The organism is Paraburkholderia largidicola, from assembly GCF_013426895.1.
Classification (GTDB): Bacteria; Pseudomonadota; Gammaproteobacteria; order Burkholderiales; family Burkholderiaceae; genus Paraburkholderia; species Paraburkholderia largidicola.
The window spans coordinates 2573737-2593453 of record NZ_AP023175.1 but is presented as its reverse complement, the minus strand read 5'-3'; the positions used below and the strand labels follow the sequence as shown (position 1 = coordinate 2593453).

Here is a 19717-nt window from a genome sequence, read left to right as displayed (position 1 = left end):
AGCGTCGCTAAAGGGCGACACTCATTGGGCTGATCTTCCATATCTCGTTGCAGTACTCACCGATCGCGCGATCCGAGGAGAACTTGCCCGAGCGTGCGGTGTTGAGGATGGACATTCGAGTCCAGCGCCGCACGTCGTGCCATGCATCGTTCACACGCTCCTGACACGCCACGTAGTCCGCGTAGTCCGCCAGCACGAAAAATGGATCGGCGTGCAGCAGATTGTCGACGAGCGGCCGGAACATAGCCCGATCGCCTCGCGAGAAATGCCCGCTGGCGATCAGATCCAGTGCGTCGCGCAATTCGCCATTGCCAGCCGCGAACTCTGCCGCACGATAACCATCGCGACGGAGCTGCTCCACTTGAGCGTCGCTCAGGCCGAACAGGAAAAAGTTCTCCTCACCGACCTCCTGCCGGATTTCGATGTTCGCGCCGTCGAGTGTTCCGATGGTCAGTGCGCCGTTCATCATGAATTTCATGTTACCCGTACCCGATGCCTCCTTGCCCGCCGTCGAGATCTGCTCGGACAGGTCCGCTGCGGGATAGATGAACTGCGCGTTCTTCACATTGAAGTCCGGGTAGAACACCACTTTGAGCCGTCCGTTTATCGACGGGTCGTTGTTCACGACTTCGGCCACGCCGTTGATCAGGCGAATGATGAGCTTGGCCATCGCATACCCCGGCGCCGCTTTTCCGCCGAAGACGAAGCAGCGCGGCGCGACAGCGAGTTGCGGGTCACGGCGCAGGCGCTGATACAGCGTCACGATATACAGCGCGTTCAGGTGCTGGCGCTTGTACTCGTGAATGCGTTTGACCTGGATGTCGAACAACGCGGCAGGGTCCACTTCGACGCCTGTCGTGCTTCGGATGTGCTGCGCGAGAAGCGCCTTGTTCGCATGCTTGACGTTGCGCCATTGGTCGAGGAAGTCCGGGTCGTCGGCACGCGATTCGAGGGCGCGAAGCCGTGTGAGATCGGTTGCCCATCCCTCGCCCACCGTCTTGTCCAGCAATCGCGCAAGTCCTGGATTGCTGAGCAGCATGAAGCGACGCGGCGTCACGCCATTGGTGACGTTTTTGAAGCGCTCGGGCCACAGTTGTGCGAAATCGCGCAGCACCGTTTGCTTGAGTAGCGCGGAATGAAGCTCCGCCACACCGTTCACGGCATGGCAGCCCACCGTCGCCAGATGCGCCATGCGCACCTTCTTCTCGCCGGCCTCGTCGATCATCGACATGCGCGCGACGCGTGCATCGTCGCCGGGATAGCGTTGCCGGACCTCGTCGAGGAAACGGCGGTTGATCTCATAGATGATTTCGATCAGGCGCGGCAGCAGGCTGCGAAAAAGCGGCAGCCCCCAGGTTTCGAGCGCTTCGGGCAGCAGGGTATGGTTGGTATAGGCCAGAGTACGGCGGGTAAGGTCCCAGGCTTCGTCCCAAGGAACACGCCGCTCGTCCACGAGCAGGCGCATCAGTTCCGCGACTGCGATCGAAGGATGCGTATCGTTCAGTTGCACCGTGAACATGTCGGCGAACCGCGCGATGGGTTCGCCCTTGATATCGAGCAGGCGCAGCATGTCCTGCAACGAGCAGGAAACGAAGAAGTACTGTTGCGCGAGACGCAGCCGTTTGCCGGCTTCGGGCTCATCGTTGGGATAGAGCACCTTGGACAGCGTTTCGGATATCACCTTTTCCTGCACTGCCTGGTAGTAGTCGCCGGCGTTGAAGTCCTCCAGATCGAAGGACTCGACGGCTTCGCTCTTCCATAGACGCAGCGTGTTGCAGGTGTTGACCCGGAATCCCAGCATCGGTGTATCGCAGGCCACGCCCTTGACCATGTGCGCCGGTATCCAGCGCACGCAATAGCGGCCCTGCGCGTCGCTCTCGCTCTCTGTGTGTCCACCGAAGCGCACGTAGTAGTTCACGTTGGGACGCACGATCTCCCATGGGTTGCCCTTCTGCAGCCATTTGTCGGTGGCCTCCACCTGCCAGCCGTCGCGGATCACCTGATCGAAGATACCGAACTCATAGCGGATGCCGTATCCAACCGACGGGATCTGGAGCGTGGCCAGCGAGTCCAGATAGCAGGCAGCGAGTCTTCCGAGTCCGCCATTGCCGAGTCCCGGCTCTTCCTCGAGCGCAATGAGCGCATCGAGATCCTGGCCGAGTGACTGCATGGCAGCACGCGCTTGGGCCTCGATGCCCAGATTCACGAGATTGTTGCCGAGTTGCGGCCCGATCAGGAACTCTGCAGAGAGGTAACACGCCACTCTCAGTTCTTGAGCAGCATAGGTCTGGATGGTGGCGGCCCAGCGCGCCAGCATGCGGTCGCGCACGCTGTAGGCAAGCGCCATGTACCAGTCGTGCGGCGTAGCAATGGCGAGCGGCCGAGCCTGCAGGCAGATGAGATTGTCGAGCACGCCACGCCGCAATGCGTCGGGGTCCAGCCCGCTACGCGCGGAATCGCCACAGCGGGTGGCGCTGGCGGACATGTCGGCAGCCATGGTCTTGCCCTCCTGTTTTTGCGTGACCGCTTCAAACCCGAGGGCAATCTCACATTCGCAGCGCTACCCAAGGAGACAGGCGTACACGAAGGGAGCATACGTTACTACGCGCGCATTTCAAGGCAATGTCCGATTCATCGCCGTTCGTTCAGATGATTGGGCGCGATTTGAAGCAAGCTTCAGGAACTAAGCCTCGCGCACAACGGCGCGTCCGCGCGAGGGCTTTAGAGCATCAACCTCACGGCCTCAGGCTCGTCCGGCTCGAACCAGTCGGGGTTGAGCTGCGCCACGGGCCCGAGCGACACGAGAATCTCGCGCAAATGCGCACGCATCGCGTTTTCTGCGGCGTCGGGATCGTGTGCCTTCAGCCCGCTCACGATCAGCGCATGCTGTCTGATCAGCAGGTCGAGCGGCGACACTTCATGCAGGCTCAGATAGCGCACGCGATCCATCTGCGCCTTGATGTCCTGGATCGTCTCCCACGCCGCCACGCAATCGATGGACTGAGCGATCAGGAAATGAAACTGCTCGTCGCAGGCGAGGAACGCGGCCGTGTCGTTGAGTTTGGACGCTGCCTTCTGCTCGCGCAGATTCGCTGCAAGGTCCGCGAGTTGCGCATCGGTAATGGCGACGGCCGCCTTGCGCACCACGGCAGCCTCGATCGCCTCGCGAATGAAGCGCCCTTCGCGCACCTTTCGCGGCGAGATCCGCTTCACGAACGTGCCGCGCTGCGGCAACACCTGCAGGACGCCAGCCTCGACGAGTTTGATGAATGCTTCGCGCACGGGCTGCCGGGACACCTGAAACATGTCCGACACCTCTTTCTCCGAAAGCGGTGTGCCCGGCGCGAGCAGGCCGGTGAAGATCGCCTCGCGCAACGAACGGAAGATCTGCTTGCCGATCGGCTCGTGCGATTCGACGGACAAACCCGTCAGCGCGCCGCGCAGCGGCGATTTCAGTCCGCCGTCGGAAACCGTGCGTGCCTGGCTCGCGACGGGTGCGACCGCCAGCGTGGCAGTTTTCTTTTCGCGCCGTGACGCGGACTTCGGGCTTGCAATTTTCGTGTCCATACCGGGTAATCGAAGGCTAGTATCGCGAAACTACCATACTAGTTTACGCTCTGCCGGTGCTTTTTGCGACTTGGGCTCGCGGATGAAAACGAGCGCACACAACGCGCCGATCACCGCGATCGCCCCAGCCAGCACAAACGCGCTGCCATACGCGCCGTGCGTAGCCTGCACGATGAAGCCCGTCACGGCCGGCCCGATCACGCCCGCGAGATTCGCGAGCAGATGCACGAAACCGCCGACGCCGCCCACGTTCTCGCGGCGCACCGTATCCTGGATCACCGCCCAGTAGACGGAGCCCGTGACATACAGGAAGAAAATCGACACCGACATCAGCGCCACGGCGCCCTGCATGCTCTGCACGCGTCCGGCGAAGCCGACACATACGGCCGCCGCGCCGAGGCACACTGAAAGCACGATCCGGCGCGACAACAACGGCCTGCCCGTCAGGCGCAGGATGAAGTCGGTGATGAAGCCGCCCGCCGCCAGCCCGATGCTGCCGAGCACCCACGGAATCACCGTGGCGATGCTCATGTCGTGCAGCGACATGTGATGTGCTTCCGTCAGATAGGTCGGGAACCACGACAGGAAAAAGAACAGCACGTAGTTGTAGGAGAAGAACGCGAGCGCGGTCGCCAGAATGATGGGCTGCTTCAGGTAGAACCCGAGTCCCGTCTTCTTGCCCGCCGGCGCGTGTTCCATCGACGAAGCCTGCTGCTGGCCCGCGACGATCAGATCGAGTTCGGCCGGTTTCACGCGCCTGTTCTGCTGCGGATGCTCGGTCGTGGCAAGCGACCAGAACACTAGCCACGCGAGGCCGAACACCATGATCGCGACGAACGCCCAGCGCCAGCCGAACTGGATCGCCATGTAGCCGACGACCGGCCCCGCGAGCGCGCCGCCAAGCGGCGTACCCGAACTGATGACGCCGATTGCGCTCGCCACTTCGCGACGCGGAAACCAGTTGTTCACCATCTTGCTGTTCGACGAACTGAACGGACCCTCGCCCATGCCGAACAGCACGCGAAGCACGATCAGCGAGACGAGTCCGCTTGCGAGCGCCGTCGCGCCGCAGAAGATCGACCAGATACCCATTGCGCCGCCGAACACTTTCTTCGCGCCGAATTTATCGGAAGCCACGCCGCCGATGAAGTTGAACAGCGCATAGCCGATGAAGAAGCTGCTGAACACGATGCCCATCTGCGCATGCGAGAAATTCAGGTCCTTCTGGATCAGCGGCGCGGCAATCGAAAGCGCCGCGCGGTCGAGGTAATTGATGACGCCCGCAAGAAACAGCAGGCCGACGACGAACCATCGCTGGCTCTTGATCATGATGTGTCTCCAGTGCTCCGCCTCTTTGTCTGCCCGGGCGGTTCATGCGGATGAGTTAGTCGAACTTCAGATGAACCTTCATCGATTGCGTGCGGTCATGGGCGACTTCGAACGCATGGTTTGCGTCTTCGAGCGAGAACGCATGCGTCATCAGCGGACGCAGATCGATCTTGTGCGCGCCGAGTTCTTCGGCGGCAACGGCGTATTCGTCGGTGAAGCGGAACGAGCCCTGATAGCGAAGCTCCTTCGACATCACCAGGTTCGCCGCCACGGGCGACTGTCCCGCCGGCAGGTTGCCGACCTGGATGACCGTGCCGCCCGCGCGCGCAGCGCGCAGCGCGGTGTCGAGGCCAGCCGTACTGCCCGACGCTTCCAGCACGACGTCGAAAGTGCCGCGCTGCTGCACCCACTGATCGATGCGCGCCTGGTCATTGGCCAGCACGGTTTCATCGGCGCCGAGTGTTGCGGCCATCTGCAACGCTTTCTCCGCGAGATCGAGCGCAACGATGCGGTGCGCGCCCGCGCGCTTCGCCACCGCGAGCAGAATGCAACCGATCGGCCCACAACCCACCAGCAGCACCTTCGCGCCGACCAGCGAGCCGGCCAGGCGCAGCGCATGCAGCGCCACCGCGAGCGGCTCGGCCATCGACGCCTGCGCGAAGTCGAGTCCGTCCGGCACAGGCACGCACTGATGCGCGCTCACCGCGATGAACTGGCGGAACATGCCCTGCATGTGCGGAAACGTCGACGCGCTGCCCATGAAGCGCATGTTCAGGCAGTGATTGGGCATGCCCTTGACGCAGTATCGGCAGATGCCGCAGTTGAGCCCCGGATTCACGGCCACGCGCTGCCCGACGGCCAGGCCACTCACGCCCTCGCCGAGCGCCGCGACTTCGCCCGCCACTTCATGACCCAGCACGAACGGCTCGCGCACTGCGAAGTCGCCGCTCTTGCCCTTGAAGTAATACGAGAGATCGGAGCCGCAGATGCCGCCGGCGCGCACGCGAACCTGGACTTGACCCGCTTGCGGTTGGGGGGCATCGAGTTCGTCGATGAGGAGTTTCTTCGGTTCGTGGAGAACGGCTGCAAACATGGTCGTGGTCCTGTATCGAGGTGCTGCCGTATCGGCGCGCTTATCGGCGTGCTTATTGGCGTGCTTATTGGCGTGCAGCAAAAGCAGCCGGAGCGGATGCTTCGTGCAAGGCTGGCTCGCGTTGCGGCGCGCCCCAGTCGTGGAGATCTCCGCCGCGTCGCGCGGGGGCGGTTTCGGGCAGAAGGAAGAGGCAAATGGCCGAGACGATCCCGAGCAGCGCCACATAGATGACGAGCCCGATCGAGTTTCCGTGTGTCGCCTGAATCAGCTTGACCGCGACGAGTCCGAGCACGCCGCTGCCGATCAGCGATCCGATCTGCCAGATCAGCGCAATGCCGCTGCATCGAACACGTGCCGGAAACAGCTCGGGAAAAAGCGACGCCTGAGGCGCATAACACAAGCTGTGTCCGATCGAGATCGCGAGAATCATCGCCGCCTGGATGGCGAGGCGGTTGCCGCTATCGACGGCATGGAACAGCGGCACGACGAGTAGCACCTGTAGCACCGCGCCCGCGATGAACGTCGTGCGCCGGCCAATCCGGTCCGACAGCGCGCCCGCCAGCGGAATCGCGAGAAGCTCCAGCACGACAGCAACGATGATGGTCTGCAGCAGCAGGCTTTCGCTGATGCCATGCGCGCGTCCATAGGCGAGCACGATCATCGTGTACATCGCGAACGTGCACGCCTCGATCAGCTTTGCGCCGACGCCTTTCACGATGGTCGGCCCAAACTGTTTGACGACCTCGACGACCGGCCGAGACTCGACTGCCTTGGTCTCGCGGATGCTGGCGAAAATCGGCGACTCTTCCGTACGCAGCCGGATATAAAGGCCGACCACGACCAGCACGATGCTGCCCAGAAACGGCAGACGCCAGCCCCAGTCCATCAGTTGCTCATGCGTGAGTGTGGCGCTCAGCAACGCGAAGAGACCCGACGGAATCAGGAAGCCCGCGGGGGCGCCAAGTTGCACGAGACTCGCAAAAAAACCGCGCTCGCGAGGCGGTGCGTATTCCGCCGTCAGCAACACCGCGCCCGCCTGCTCGCCGCCTACGCCAAAGCCTTGCAGCACGCGAATCAGAATCAGCGAGGCCGGCGCCCAGACGCCGATCTGCGAATAGTCAGGCAGCAGTCCGATTGCGAAGGTCCCCAGCCCGACGATCAGGATCGTGACGATCAACGCCTTCTTGCGTCCGATGCGATCGCCGAAATGCCCGAACACGATGCCGCCGAGCGGCCGTGCGACGAAACCCACGGCGTAGGTCGCGAATGCCGCAAGCGTGCCGATGAGCGGATCGCTCGACGGGAAGAACTTTGCGCCAAACACGAGCACGGCCGCCGTGCCGTACACGAAGAAATCGTAGTATTCGGCGGCTGTGCCGATCGTCGATGCAGCGGCCACGCGCCGCAGCATCGCACTGGTTTTCCTGTCTGCCATGCCTGTCTCCTGGCTGTCGTTCTATTCGTTGAAGGAACTTACCAGTTCCACAACGTGCCGTCTTCGAGCCGAGCAACGGGCAGATACGCCGGGTCGTACGGATAGCGCGCGGCCGCTTCTTCATCGATATCGACGCCATGCCCCGGCGCCTCGCCCGGATGCATCATGCCGTGATCGAAAGTCCATGCATGCGGGAACACGTCGAGTGCTTCCTTCGGGAAGCCCATGTATTCCTGCACGCCGAAGTTCGGCACCCACAGGTCGAAATGCAGCGCCGCGCCCATGCAGACGGGCGACAGATCCGATGGTCCGTGACAGCCCGTGCGCACCTGATAGAGCGAAGCGAAATCGGCGATGCGCTTCAGGTGCGTAATGCCGCCCGCGTGCGTCAAGGTCGCGCGAATGTAGTCGATCAACTGCTCTTCGATCAGTTGCTTGCAGTCCCAGATGCTGTTGAACACTTCACCGACGGCGATCGGCGTGACCGTGTGCTCACGGATCAGACGGAATCCCGCCTGGTTCTCGGCGGGCGTCGGGTCTTCCATCCAGAAGAGCCGATACGGTTCGACCGATTTGCCCAGACGCGCCGCTTCGATCGGCGTGAGCCGGTGATGCACGTCGTGCAGCATATGCGTATCGAAGCCGAACTTGTCGCGCACGGCTTCGAAGAGTTTCGGCACGAAGTCGAGATACTTTTCCGTCGACCAGCTTTGCTCTTCGACGGCGCCTTTGGTCGCCGGCTCATACATGCCGGCGCCCTTCGACACGCCATAGACCGAACGCATGTTCGGCACGCCGCACTGGATCCGGATAGCCTTGTAGCCGGCTTCGATGTGCTCCTGGTAACGTTCGAGCGCTTCGGGAATGTCGCGGCCCGTCGCGTGGCCGTAGACCATCACGCCTTCGCGCGACGCGCCGCCCAGCAAGCGGTACAGCGGCAGGTTCGCCACCTTGCCGAGAATGTCCCACAGCGCCATGTCGACGGCGGCGATCGCGGTCATCGTTACCGGGCCGCGGCGCCAGTACGCGCCTTTGTAGAGAAATTGCCAGATATCCTCGATTCGCCCGGGATCGCACCCGATCAGCAACGGGCACACATGGTCCTTCAGATACGACGCCACGGCGAGTTCGCGGCCGTTCAACGTGGCATCGCCGATGCCGTGAACGCCCTCGTCCGTCACCACTTTGAGCGTAACGAAGTTGCGGCCGGGACACGTGACGATCACATCGGCGCGGACGATTTTCATGGGGATTTCCTTGAGTCGCATTCGATGGAACTGATGCTACCATACAAGTATATTCAATCGTCAACAACGGGTTTTCCCGCGCTTCGGACCTGAACATGACCGCCAAGCCATCGCTTTGCCGCGCTGCACTCGACTCATTGAACGACCACGTATCGGGGCCGGGGTGGCGCGATCCACGTATCGGCATCGTTCATCTGGGGATCGGTAATTTTCATCGCGCGCACGAGGCCGTTTATACGGAAGAAGCGATGCTCGCGGCGGGTGGAGACTGGGGCATCTGCGGCGTGACGCTGCAGGGCGACGTGGCCAAGCGCGACGCATTGATGGCGCAGGATGGTCTGTATAGCGTGGTCGAACGCGGGCCTGAAGGCGTGCGCGTCACGGTGATTCGCGCGCTCAAGGAAGTGCTCGCGATGCCTTTCGACCGTGCGCGTCTTGTCGAATTGCTAGCCGATGGAAACGTGCGCATCGTGTCGCTGACAGTCACCGAGAAAGGTTATTGCCGCGATACGCGAACGGGCGACGTGGATCTGGATCACACAGGGATTGCGCATGATCTGGCGCATCCCGAGGAGCCGTCCACGGTGCCCGGCATCCTCGCCGCCGCGCTCAGGCAGAGGCGCAATGCCGGCACGCCGCCCTTCACCGTGCTGTCGTGCGACAACCTCTCGCACAACGGCGCGGCCTTGAAGCAGGCGGTCGTGTCGTTTGCCCGCATGCTCGAACCTGAACTCGCCGACTGGATCGACGCGCATGTCGCGTTTCCATCGACGATGGTGGACCGCATCGTCCCCTCCACCACCGACGCCGAACGCGAAGCGGCGCTGCGTGCCTTGCATACCCACGACGCCGTGCCCGTGCCGTGCGAGCCGTTCCGCCAATGGGTGATCGAAGACCGCTTTCCGGCGGGACGCCCTGCGTGGGAGCGAGCCGGCGCGCAACTCGTCGACGACGTGATGCCGTTCGAACTCGCCAAGCTGCGCATGCTCAACGGCACGCATTCGACGCTCGCGTATCTGTCGATGCTCGCGGGCTTTGCGACGATCGACGAAGCGATCACTCATCCGCCGCTGAAAGCACTGATCCACGCAATGATGACGCACGAAATCGCGCCGACGCTCGATGTGCCGCCCTCATTCGACGTGCTCGCCTATCGCGACGCGTTGCTTGCACGCTATGCGAACGCCGCGCTCAAGCATCGCACCGCGCAGATCGCGATGGACGGCAGCCAGAAGATTCCGCCACGGCTGCTCGCAACGATCGAGGCGCGTCTGAATGCGGGGCAATCGATCGAACGGCTCACGCTGGCCGTCGCAGCATGGCTCGTATTTCTGCGCGGCCAAGCCGACGACGGCACGCGTTACGACATCAGCGACCCGATGGCTGCACGCCTGACGGCGAACGCCCCCGCCGATCCGCAGCAACTCGTCGACACGATGCTGGCGATCAAGGAAGTGTTCCCGCCCGAACTGGCGAACCGGGAGGTTTTCCGACGGGCACTGGTGGACGCTGTCAGGCTCCTGCAACACGGAGCACGACAAGCCATTGCGATCGAGCGTGACTGACGCGAGACGCACGGCGCGAATCCGATGGGTGCTTTGGCAGCAGGACGTCAATGCATCTGAAACCCTGGTTGAGCACACACTCTTTTCACCCCGCCTTACCCTCGCTACCCGATTGCTCCGCCAGCTTGTCGGCCACGCCGACGAGCCGTGCGCGCCGCGCTTCGTCCGGCTCGAGTTGCGCACTCGCGTGAAGATCGGCCAATACGCTTTCGATTTTCCAGCGCGTCACGCCTTCGGCCGCGACTTTTTCCGCGAGATCTTCCGCGAGATCCGCGTCGCCGTCGTCAAAGGCAGCCGCCAGCCAGGTGGGCCGCAGCCATTCGTCCGTCACGCCACGCCGCAGTGCACGCTCGCATGCGGCGTTCACGACAGCCGATATTACATGCGCGCGCTTCAGATCATCCTTGCCATTGCGCGCGCGATACAGGCGCGGCAGATTGGACGAGCAGTAGTAGTCGTTGAGATCGAGGTCCATGCCACGCTCGTAGCAATCGATCGCCTGATCGAGGAATTGCTGCTTCTGGAACGGCTCGACTGTATCGCGGTAGAGCCGCTTATACCTGCCGCCCAGCAGCCCAAGACGCTCGACCGATGGACCGGCCATCTCCAGCACGACCTCGAGTTGCTCGATCGCGTCGCGCACATCGCCCGCCTGCGACACGGCGAATGCGCGCTGCGACTGCACCTCGGACTGCTCACGGAAGTCGTCCGGCAGTGCGTCGATGAAGGCGAGCAGCTTGTTCCAGTCCTCGGGGACCTCGATCGAATCGCGCAGAAGCAGCAGCAACGCAAATACGACACTCGCCATCAAAGGCGGCACGCCGTGCTTTTTGACGAGTTCCTGTGCTCGCGCCATACGCTGCGGCTTGGGTAGCAAACGTACGCCCCGAATAGCGGACTGAAAGGCGGCGAGTTCCGCCATGCGTTGCTTCATCGTAGACGCGAGGGCCGGCTCCGGAGACGACGGATATCCCTTGATGGCTTCGAACATCGGCGACGGCCCGACCGCGAGCGCCTCGATGCCAGGCGAGATCGTGTCACGAATGCGCTGCGCGGTCGCATCGTCGATGTCGCCGTTTGCAAGGGGATAGCGCACCGTGCGCAATTGCGCGACGTCGAAGAGCGGCTGCGACCAGTCCGCCGCAAGCAGGACGCAGCCGGTGGGCTTCGCCGCATGGCGGATACCGACCTCGTAGTAGACATTGCCGTTGGGGATGGTCATGTCGGCGAGCACGAGATCCGCGTAATAGATGCGCTCGAGCATCTGCGTAATGATCATCGAGCCCGTGTCCTGGTCCGCGCGAACGGCGTCATAGCCCAGGGACTCGATCACGGGCACGTACGCACGATCCCACAGCGCATTGAAATCGATCTCGCCGGGGCCGCGCGTGGCATCCGCCTGCGTCGGCTTGCGGCCATAGGGCATGATGACGAAGCAAAGAGGTCGTGGCATGTTCGCCTCACCGTGTGAACCCGAGAGGATGAATGGGAGGCTCCGCGACGCCGCCTGCCGCCTCGACCGCCTCGACCATATGGCCCGTGCCGCCGGGCCCGTCGCCCGCTGCACCGTCCCATACGCAGATGAAGTAGACCTGTTGCGCGCCACGGCTGAACGCGCGCTCGAGCATCCAGAGGTTCGTGCGCTCGTACGGCGATAGCTGCCCCTCGTCTGCCGTCCGGGCCTCGGGCAACACGATGGTGCGCACGCGCGGGTCCGCCCGGACTGCGTCGAAGCGTTCGCGCCAGTTCGCGTTCGCGAAGTCGACGGAATCCGTCACGAACACGGCGGGCTCGAACGGAAGGTGAAGATCGACATGAGCACCGCGCCCGAGCATGAGTTCCGCGAAGATCAGATCGCCCCCGCATGCGCCGCTACAGACGGCAAGATCAGCGGCGCCAGCTTGCAGCCTGTCGAGCACGCCGGCGATGTCCTTCGTCACGGCGTCTTCACGCTCCGGCGGGAAGCGCGCTTGTGGGCGGTCGGGCCGGTCTATCATGTGCCCGCTGAACAGAAAGACCCGCTTCGGCGAAAATAAGTCGGTCACATCCGTCATCCCTGTCGGTGTCCCCTCGTTTCACGCGCCGTGTGGCAGCCGTCGGCGATTCGCCGGGCATCCTGTTCGCGAGAGCGCAGAATCCCGGCAACTTAGGTTACGCCATCGGACTAAACGTTTCCATATAGCGACTAATCTGCCGCCGCGTCGAGTGCACATCTAATGACGAACCGCTCGCCCGCGCCGCCAGCTTGCCTTGCTTCAATGTGACGGCCACTCTGTTCACGCCTCCGACGCTCGTCCCTTGACGAGCAATTCCTGTCGAGCGTGTTCGAGCATGTGAATGCGTGCCGGGTCGTTGGGATTGCGTCCTGCTAAAGCCAGGGCCTTGTCGATGGCGAGTTCGAGGTTCGCGTCGGCCTCGGCAGGCAGGCTGCGGACGGCCTGGGCGAGCGCGGTCGCCGCCTGATAGCCAACGAATGGCGTTTCGACATCCGAGTTCAGACGCTCGGCCAACCAGTTGATCTCCTCTTCCCGCGGAAAGGCCCTGAGCACCGCGACAGCCGCGAGGCGCTCGCCTGCCGACCTGCTTGTCTTCAGTTTTTCAAGGGCTTTGATCGCGACGGGTGCCTGCGACATCAGGCTCGAAAAAATGGCCGTCATTTTCGTTGTCCGCTCCGCACCCGAGGGCATCGCGTCGCGGACGTCGTCATAACTTCGCGCCAGTTCTGCGATACTTGCCGGCACTTCCGCTGTCGACGCCTCGCGGTCCGTCGATTCGACGCGCACCGCCGATGGCCGATGCTGCACATCGGCGACGGCACGCAGCAGTCCGCCACGCACACGCTCCCTGAAGCTCGCCCGATCCGGGTAAGACATCGTCAATCCGATTTGCGCAAGCTCGTCGCGGAATTTCATCACTCCGGCAAGCTGGCTTATGGCCTCTGCCGTGCGCGGCAACGATGATGGCGCCTCATCCGAGAAATAGAACATGACGATCGGGCGTCCCGTCGCCTCCCGGCGCTTCATTGCCTGCCGGAATTCGTGGATCGTTCCGCTCGGATCGTCCATGGTGGGCGTGCCGCAGCGCATCCACATGATACCGAGATAAATATCGAAGTCCTTCGGCATCTGGCGGTCGACCACTTCTTGCGGACGCCCCGCATCGGGATACACGTTGTCCTGATATCGCAGCACTTCCAGCCGCACGTCGAGATCCGGGGACAGAAAAGCGATGACGTCGTTGATTTCCTCAGCCAGTGCAAGCACCGCCTGCTGTTCGGCGAGCACATCGGCTGGAGAAGACAGGAAGATTTTGACGATCTGCGTCATTTGCCTTGAGGCCGTTGAGCCCCCCTCCATCTCGACATGCGACAGATAACGAACTCAACCGGCGGAACGGATGCTGCAGCCTCGGACACGTTAATCATAGTCGGCGATCTCCGGCAAAACTGCAGACTTTTTGAATGTGGGGACCGGGGCTATCACCCCCATTGCCAGTAAGGCCATCCACGCATATCGTTAAATTCCGATATAAGATTCGGTCCATAGCGATTCAGACGCCGACGTTCCGGCCAGAGAGTCTGTCCGCTGTTTCATGAGCACGAAGCCCAACCCGAAGACTACTGATATCGACATCGACGCGATCCACAAGGCGCTGGCCAACCCGGCGCGTCGCGTGATTCTTGCGAAGCTGCGCGAGCCGGATAAGTATTTCCCGGAGCAGGAGCTGTCGTACGAACACGGTGTTTGCGCCGGACAGTTCGACGACTGCTGCGGTCTGTCGCAGTCCACGGTGTCCGCGCACCTCGCCGCGTTACAGCGCGCGGGGCTGATCACGTCGAAACGTGTCGGTCAATGGGTGTTCTTCAAGCGCAACGAGGCCGTCATCGAGGCGTTCCTCGCGCACATGAACGCGGATCTCTGATTCACGCCAGCGTCTTCGCTCTCCCTGAATGCAGTCTTGACACATCGGGCCATGCGCCCGCAAGGATTGAACACATGCCGACACTTTTCGACCCGCTCCAGATTGGCGATATCACGCTGAAAAACCGTATCGTGATGGCGCCGCTCACGCGTCAGCGCGCCGGCAACGTGCGCGTGCCCAACGCGTTGATGGCGAAGTACTACGCCGAACGCGCAACGGCCGGCCTGATCATTTCCGAAGCCACGTCCGTGACGCCGCAAGGCCTCGGCTATGCCGACACGCCGGGCATCTGGTCGGATGAACAGGTAGAAGGCTGGAAGCTCGTGACGGACGCCGTCCACAAGGAAGGCGGCAAGATCTTCCTGCAACTGTGGCACGTCGGCCGTGTGTCGGACCCTGTGTTCCTGAACGGCGAACTGCCCGTCGCGCCGAGCGCGCTCGCGCCAGAAGGCCACGTGAGCCTCGTGCGTCCGCAGCGCCCGTACGTGACGCCGCGCGCACTCGACATCTCGGAGATTCCGGGCATCGTCGCCGCGTATCGCAAGGGCGCGGAAAACGCGAAGAAGGCGGGCTTCGACGGTGTTCAGGTGCACGGCGCGAACGGCTATCTGCTCGACCAGTTCCTGCAGGACAGCACCAACAAGCGCACCGACGCATACGGCGGCTCGATCGAAAACCGTGCGCGCCTGTTGCTCGAAGTGACGGACGCGTGTATCGACGTGTGGGGCGCGGATCGCGTGGGCATGCACCTCGCGCCGCGCGGCGATTCGCACACGATGGGCGATACCGATCCCGCCGCGACGTTCGGCTATGTCGCGCGTGAACTGGGCAAGCGCAAGATCGCGTTCATCGCGGCACGCGAAGCGATCGGCGACGATCGCGTCGGCCCGCTGTTGAAGAAGGAATTCGGCGGCGTGTACATCGCCAACGAAAAGTTCACGAAGCAAAGCGCGCAACAGGTGCTGGACGCTGGCGAAGCGGACGCCGTCGCATGGGGCAAGCTGTATATCGCGAATCCGGACCTCGTGCGTCGCTTCGAACTGGATGCACCGCTGAACGAGCCGGTTCCCGCAACGTTCTATGCGGAAGGCGAAGCCGGCTACACCGACTATCCGGCGCTGGAAACCGTCAACTGATCTCGCGCCGGGCTGGAAACTGACAGCCGGTATCGCAACGAACGCGGCGGGGAGTCATTCCCGCCGCGTTTTTTCATTCATGCCCAGCGGACTTCACCGCGCGCCGCATGAACACGCGCTTCGTTTCATCGACACCACGCGCGATCCGCAGATTCCGGATGCGCAGCAGCGCGGCATCGAGTTCATCGTCGTCCAGCACGCTGAAGCCGAGCCGCTGGTAATACGGCGCATTCCACGGCACATGCCGGAACGTCGACAGTTCGACATGCGTCGCGCCTGTCTCGCGCGCCCTGGCGTCGACATGATCGAGCAAGGCCGCGCCGATCCGCCGCCCCGCATGCTGGGGCACGACATCGAGCGCTTCGACATAGATGCGCCCGCGCAGCACCGCGAACATCACGAAACCGACACATTCGCCGTCGCACTGCGCGACGATCACTTCCGCCGCGCCCACCTTCTTCAGCACGAACGGCGCATCCATCGGGCGCGCGGCTGCAATGCCCGTCAGCCCGACGCTGACGAAACGCTGCGCCGCTTCGTATTCAACGACGCGGATCGACGGAACATCTTCGGGCACGGCAGGCCGGTAATGAACGACAGGCAGTTGCATCGGATTGGCTGGCAGAGTCTCAGCGGACATATTGACACTGCTTGCCCGCGCAACTCAACCCGCCACGCCGATATAATCCAGCCACAGACCCTCTCGCACAGGAGTCGTTCGATGGCACTTTCCGGTCTTCTCGTCTTCGCGCTCGCGCTGATCGTTGCCGCCGGCTCGCCTGGCCCGAGCATCGCAGCGCTCGTCGCGCGTGTGCTCACCAACGGCTTCAAGGACGTGCTGCCGTTTCTCGCGGCGATGTGGATCGGCGAAGCGCTGTGGCTCACCTGCGCGGTCGCCGGCCTCGCAGTCGTCGCGCATACGTTCGCGCTCGTATTCATCGCGCTGAAGTTCGCGGGCGTCGGGTATCTGCTGTTCCTCGCGTGGAAAATGTGGTTCGCGCCCACCGACGTCCACGAAAGCACGCTGCCGAGCGGCCAGTCGCCGTGGCGCATGTTCGTCGCGGGGCTGATGGTCACGCTTGGCAATCCCAAGATCATGGTTTTCTATCTGGCGCTGCTGCCGACCATCGTCGACCTGTCGCGCGTCGGCACGCTCGCCTGGCTCGAACTGACGCTGACGATGCTCGCCGTGCTGATGTCCGTCGATTTCATCTGGGCGCTCGCCGCCGTCAAGGCGCGCACGCTGTTGACCAGCCGCCGCGCGGTGAAGATCGCGAACCGCACCAGCGCGACGATGATGGCGGGCGCTGCGGCCGCCATCGCCACGCGCTGAACTCACCCCTTCCCTCTCGACGAGGTTCGCATGCGCGCCCGCATGTTCACGCAGATCGGCCGTGAAGCCGTGGCCGCGCTCGGCCGCGAGCTTGCCGCCTGGAAGCCGACGCCCGAGCGCGCGCTGTTCGGCGTCGAAGCGGTGATCTCGGTCGTGCTGTCGGTGGCGCTCGCGCATCTGCTGCATCTGCCGTACACCTGGTGGGCCGCTATCAGCGGTTTCGCCGTGATGCAGACGCGCTTCTCGGCTTCCGCGCAACGCGCGCTGCATCGCGTGCTCGGCACCATTCTCGGCGGCCTGCTCGGCACGCTGCTGGGCCCCATCATCGGCGATCGTCCGTGGCTGTTCGTGCCCGTGCTGGGCGTGATCGGCGGCTTCTGCGTCTATCGCGGCAACGGCTCGTCGGCGTCGTATGCGTGGGTGCTGGGCGGCATCACGTGGGTGCTGGTCACGTTCGAGGCGCACAAGCTGATCGCATTCGGCCCGACGGCGTCGTTTGCGATGCTGCGCGTCGCCGAGGTGTGCGTCGGCACGTTTGCGTGCCTCCTCGTGTCGGGGCTGTTTCATGTCGGCATCAGCTGGTATGAGCGGCGACGGCCTGCGTCGAAAGTCGTCGCGGCGGCTACCGCTAACGCGAATGCCGCGCCGCCCACCTTCGAAACATTGCGCCACGCGCGCATGGTGCTGGGCGTGCAGGCGGGCATTGCGGTGGCGATTCTCGCGGCGCTCACCTACACGCTGAATCTGCCCGGCTTCGCGCAAGCGCTGGTGACGACGATCGCAGTGATGATCCTGCCGCCCACTTCCGTCGTCGTGCGCTCGCAAAAGCCCGTCGCCGACAAGATGGTGCAACGCATGGTGGGCTGCCTGATCGCGGGGGCGGTCGGGATCGCGCTTTTACCGCTGATGCAAGGCCAGATCGTGCTCTCCCTGCTCGCGCTGGCGGCAGGCATCTGGGCGGGCTGCCACGTACAGACGGGCAAGCAGGGCGCGAGCTATATCGGGCGGCAGTTCACGATCGCGTTCATCATGGTTTTCGTGCAGGACCATGCATGGTCCGCCGATCCACACGCCGCCATGCTGCGGCTCGCGGGCATCCTGACGGGCATTGTGATTCTCACGTGCGTGATGCTGCTCGCGTCGCGCCTGTCGTTTCTGCCGGTTTCGGAAGAAGCCACGCCGTAAGCGTCGCGCAGACTTCGATGCTTCTCAAGGCTCGCCAAACAGCGCCTCGCACAGCTCCAGCCCTTCGCCCGTCAGCGACGCCGAGCCGCGCCCTTCCTCGTCCATCTGCACGGCGATCACGCCCGCCGACTGCAACTGCGTGAAATAGCGCCGCAGCGTGCTCATCGGGAGATCGGCGCGCTTGCTGATCTTCGCGAGCGACCATGGCTTGTCGGGCGATTCACGCGACGCTTCCCAAAGCAGCATCAGTAGTTGCTCGACAGTAGGATCGAGCTCGTTGTCGTCGTCATCGTCTTCGCAATGCTTGTCGTGTGCCGCATCATTCGGATTCACGTCGGTTCTCCTCTCGACGAAAACGTCTGTTCATTCGCGCATGCTCGCGGCCGCCAGCTTGCCGACCGTCACCAGCGCGCTCTCGATTTCCGGCGACCATGCGTAACTGTAATTCAAGCGGATGCAATGGCTATACCCGTCCGTGGTCGAGAACATATAGCCCGGGCCAACCGTGATGCCATGCTCCAGCGCGAGCTTGTAGAGCTGCATTGAATCGACGCTGCGCGGCAGCTCGACCCACAGCACGTAGCCGCCCATCGGATGCGACACGCGCGTGCCTTCGGGAAAGAAGCGCGTGACCATCGTCGTCATCAGTTTGGCGCGCTGCGCGAGGCCCTTGCGCAGCTTGCGCAGATGATGCTCGTAGCCATCCTGCTTCAGATACTCGGCAATCGCGAGTTGCGGAATGGACGGCGTGGTCAGCGTGTTGAGGAACTTGAGCTTCTCGACCTGCTCGCGGTAGCGGCCCGGCATCGCCCAGCCGATCCGGTACGCGGACGTAAGCGTCTTCGAAAACGACGCGCAATGCAGCACCAGCCCTTTCCTGTCGTAGTTTTTCAGCGCACCGGGATGCACGTCGCCGAAGTACAGCTCGTGATAGACGTTGTTCTCGATGACAGGCACATCGTGCCGCGTCAGCAGCTTGACGAGTTCGCGCTTCTTGTCGTCGGGCATCTGGAAGCCGAGCGGATTCTGGAAGTTCGGCATCACCATGCACGCGGCGATCTTGCGCTTGTCGAGTATCTGCGCGAGTGCGCCGAGGTCGATGCCTTCGCGCGGATGGGTCGCCACTTCGATTGCGCGCATGCCCATGCGCTCGATGGCGTGCAGCATCGCGTAGAAGGTGGGCGATTCGACGGCGACCGTGTCGCCCGGTTTCGCGACCGCCTGCAGGCACAGATTGATCGCTTCCGTTGCGCCGACCGTCACGACGATCTCGTTCGGATCGATCGCGATGCCGTTCTCCAGATAGCGTCGCGCAATCTGCCGGATCAGGTCGGGATTGCCGGGAGGCAGCTCGTCGGTGACGCCCCATTGCGTCTTGCGCCGGCCGATCACATGCGCGTAGCGGTTGATCTTCTGGAACGGATACAGACTGGGATCGGGATACGGCGAGCCGAGCGGCACGGCCTCGTCGCTGCCGATGGAACGTAACGTGGACAGCACGAGCCGGCTCACGTCGACCTGCGCCGACACGGCGATCGGCTTCGATACGTCGAGTTCCTGCACGGGCGGCGGCGCGTCGTTCGCGCCGAGCCGCACGAAGTAGCCCGACTGCGGACGGCTCTGGATCACGCCCTTGCTCTCGAGCATCAGGTACGCGCGCAGCACCGTCGTGATGGAGATCTGCCGGTGCTGGCTGGTCTGCCGCACGGACGGCACGCGCTCGCCCGGACGGAACACGCCGCGCCGGATCTGCCCTTCGATTTCCTTCGCCAGTTCTTCGTAAAGCTTCAAGAGATGCCTCTGTCGCAGGCACAGCGGACGGGCGCCGCGCCCAATTTTTGAGCACAGTTCACCGAAATTGAGCCTTTCAGTCGATAACAGTCGCAACTGTACTCTTTTTCTATCG

The 19717-nt window shown here is 63.1% G+C and carries 17 protein-coding genes; 5 read left to right on the top strand and 12 right to left on the bottom strand.

What is annotated here, in order from left to right; translation table 11 throughout:
• Positions 1–7 precede the first annotated feature (7 nt).
• The 6 genes from PPGU16_RS28325 to manD form a co-directional block, all read right to left on the bottom strand.
• Entirely contained in the window at positions 8–2497 is a 2490-nt protein-coding gene (locus PPGU16_RS28325; protein ID WP_180723674.1) for a glycogen/starch/alpha-glucan phosphorylase, read from the bottom strand.
• A 224-nt stretch (positions 2498–2721) separates the two neighbouring features.
• Positions 2722–3567: a GntR family transcriptional regulator gene (locus tag PPGU16_RS28320; RefSeq protein ID WP_274599985.1), complete on the bottom strand. Its 846-nt coding sequence runs from the start codon at positions 3565–3567 to the stop codon at positions 2722–2724.
• Positions 3568–3597: 30 nt separating this feature from the next.
• Positions 3598–4896 carry an MFS transporter gene (locus tag PPGU16_RS28315; RefSeq protein ID WP_180723673.1) on the bottom strand — a complete coding sequence of 433 codons (1299 nt, stop codon included), beginning with the start codon at positions 4894–4896 and terminating at the stop codon, positions 3598–3600.
• A gap of 55 nt (positions 4897–4951) precedes the next feature.
• The gene (locus tag PPGU16_RS28310) at positions 4952–5989 is read right to left on the bottom strand and encodes an L-idonate 5-dehydrogenase (RefSeq protein WP_180723672.1); all 1038 of its coding nucleotides are present in this window, start codon (positions 5987–5989) and stop codon (positions 4952–4954) included.
• A gap of 64 nt (positions 5990–6053) precedes the next feature.
• Positions 6054–7424 carry an MFS transporter gene (locus PPGU16_RS28305; RefSeq protein WP_180723671.1) on the bottom strand — a complete coding sequence of 457 codons (1371 nt, stop codon included), beginning with the start codon at positions 7422–7424 and terminating at the stop codon, positions 6054–6056.
• Between the two features lie 38 nt (positions 7425–7462).
• Positions 7463–8671, bottom strand: a complete 1209-nt coding sequence (gene manD, locus PPGU16_RS28300; protein ID WP_180723670.1) for a D-mannonate dehydratase ManD — start codon at positions 8669–8671, stop codon at positions 7463–7465.
• Positions 8672–8766: 95 nt separating this feature from the next.
• Here manD and PPGU16_RS28295 point away from each other — a divergent pair, with 95 nt between their 5' ends.
• Positions 8767–10236, top strand: coding sequence for a mannitol dehydrogenase family protein (locus tag PPGU16_RS28295; RefSeq protein ID WP_180723669.1), 1470 nt, complete (start codon positions 8767–8769; stop codon positions 10234–10236).
• Positions 10237–10321: 85 nt separating this feature from the next.
• Here PPGU16_RS28295 and PPGU16_RS28290 read toward each other — a convergent pair whose 3' ends face one another.
• The 3 genes from PPGU16_RS28290 to PPGU16_RS28280 form a co-directional block, all read right to left on the bottom strand.
• On the bottom strand, positions 10322–11689 hold the full coding sequence (locus tag PPGU16_RS28290; protein WP_180723668.1) for a TRAFs-binding domain-containing protein: 1368 nt from the start codon (positions 11687–11689) through the stop codon (positions 10322–10324).
• A gap of 7 nt (positions 11690–11696) precedes the next feature.
• Positions 11697–12281: a hypothetical protein gene (locus PPGU16_RS28285; protein WP_197986843.1), complete on the bottom strand. Its 585-nt coding sequence runs from the start codon at positions 12279–12281 to the stop codon at positions 11697–11699.
• A 231-nt stretch (positions 12282–12512) separates the two neighbouring features.
• Positions 12513–13562, bottom strand: coding sequence for a hypothetical protein (locus PPGU16_RS28280; RefSeq protein WP_180723666.1), 1050 nt, complete (start codon positions 13560–13562; stop codon positions 12513–12515).
• A gap of 265 nt (positions 13563–13827) precedes the next feature.
• Here PPGU16_RS28280 and PPGU16_RS28275 point away from each other — a divergent pair, with 265 nt between their 5' ends.
• Complete coding sequence (locus PPGU16_RS28275) at positions 13828–14157, top strand: ArsR/SmtB family transcription factor (RefSeq protein WP_180723665.1); 330 nt, start codon at positions 13828–13830, stop codon at positions 14155–14157.
• 74 nt (positions 14158–14231) lie between these two features.
• Positions 14232–15293, top strand: coding sequence for an alkene reductase (locus tag PPGU16_RS28270; protein WP_180723664.1), 1062 nt, complete (start codon positions 14232–14234; stop codon positions 15291–15293).
• A gap of 73 nt (positions 15294–15366) precedes the next feature.
• Here PPGU16_RS28270 and PPGU16_RS28265 read toward each other — a convergent pair whose 3' ends face one another.
• The gene (locus tag PPGU16_RS28265; protein ID WP_243460621.1) at positions 15367–15933 is read right to left on the bottom strand and encodes a GNAT family N-acetyltransferase; all 567 of its coding nucleotides are present in this window, start codon (positions 15931–15933) and stop codon (positions 15367–15369) included.
• 81 nt (positions 15934–16014) lie between these two features.
• On the opposite strand from PPGU16_RS28265, the gene PPGU16_RS28260 reads away from it, so the two are divergent.
• Both PPGU16_RS28260 and PPGU16_RS28255 read left to right on the top strand, forming a co-directional pair.
• Positions 16015–16626 carry a LysE family translocator gene (locus PPGU16_RS28260; RefSeq protein WP_180723663.1) on the top strand — a complete coding sequence of 204 codons (612 nt, stop codon included), beginning with the start codon at positions 16015–16017 and terminating at the stop codon, positions 16624–16626.
• 30 nt (positions 16627–16656) lie between these two features.
• The gene (locus tag PPGU16_RS28255; RefSeq protein ID WP_180723662.1) at positions 16657–17811 is read left to right on the top strand and encodes an FUSC family protein; all 1155 of its coding nucleotides are present in this window, start codon (positions 16657–16659) and stop codon (positions 17809–17811) included.
• A gap of 24 nt (positions 17812–17835) precedes the next feature.
• Here PPGU16_RS28255 and PPGU16_RS28250 read toward each other — a convergent pair whose 3' ends face one another.
• Positions 17836–18144: a helix-turn-helix domain-containing protein gene (locus PPGU16_RS28250; protein ID WP_180723661.1), complete on the bottom strand. Its 309-nt coding sequence runs from the start codon at positions 18142–18144 to the stop codon at positions 17836–17838.
• Between the two features lie 30 nt (positions 18145–18174).
• Positions 18175–19602 carry an aminotransferase-like domain-containing protein gene (locus PPGU16_RS28245; protein WP_180723660.1) on the bottom strand — a complete coding sequence of 476 codons (1428 nt, stop codon included), beginning with the start codon at positions 19600–19602 and terminating at the stop codon, positions 18175–18177.
• Between the last annotated feature and the right edge of the window lie 115 nt (positions 19603–19717).

Coding starts and splice junctions, on each gene's coding strand:
- PPGU16_RS28325 (WP_180723674.1), bottom strand. CDS start 2,497: ATGGCTGCCGACATGTCCGCCAGCGCCACCCGCTGTGGCGATTCCGCG.
- PPGU16_RS28255 (WP_180723662.1), top strand. CDS start 16,657: ATGCGCGCCCGCATGTTCACGCAGATCGGCCGTGAAGCCGTGGCCGCG.
- manD (WP_180723670.1), bottom strand. CDS start 8,671: ATGAAAATCGTCCGCGCCGATGTGATCGTCACGTGTCCCGGCCGCAAC.
- PPGU16_RS28310 (WP_180723672.1), bottom strand. CDS start 5,989: ATGTTTGCAGCCGTTCTCCACGAACCGAAGAAACTCCTCATCGACGAA.
- PPGU16_RS28275 (WP_180723665.1), top strand. CDS start 13,828: ATGAGCACGAAGCCCAACCCGAAGACTACTGATATCGACATCGACGCG.
- PPGU16_RS28265 (WP_243460621.1), bottom strand. CDS start 15,933: ATGTCCGCTGAGACTCTGCCAGCCAATCCGATGCAACTGCCTGTCGTT.
- PPGU16_RS28295 (WP_180723669.1), top strand. CDS start 8,767: ATGACCGCCAAGCCATCGCTTTGCCGCGCTGCACTCGACTCATTGAAC.
- PPGU16_RS28280 (WP_180723666.1), bottom strand. CDS start 13,562: ATGACGCAGATCGTCAAAATCTTCCTGTCTTCTCCAGCCGATGTGCTC.
- PPGU16_RS28320 (WP_274599985.1), bottom strand. CDS start 3,567: ATGGACACGAAAATTGCAAGCCCGAAGTCCGCGTCACGGCGCGAAAAG.
- PPGU16_RS28260 (WP_180723663.1), top strand. CDS start 16,015: ATGGCACTTTCCGGTCTTCTCGTCTTCGCGCTCGCGCTGATCGTTGCC.
- PPGU16_RS28270 (WP_180723664.1), top strand. CDS start 14,232: ATGCCGACACTTTTCGACCCGCTCCAGATTGGCGATATCACGCTGAAA.
- PPGU16_RS28305 (WP_180723671.1), bottom strand. CDS start 7,424: ATGGCAGACAGGAAAACCAGTGCGATGCTGCGGCGCGTGGCCGCTGCA.
- PPGU16_RS28290 (WP_180723668.1), bottom strand. CDS start 11,689: ATGCCACGACCTCTTTGCTTCGTCATCATGCCCTATGGCCGCAAGCCG.
- PPGU16_RS28315 (WP_180723673.1), bottom strand. CDS start 4,896: ATGATCAAGAGCCAGCGATGGTTCGTCGTCGGCCTGCTGTTTCTTGCG.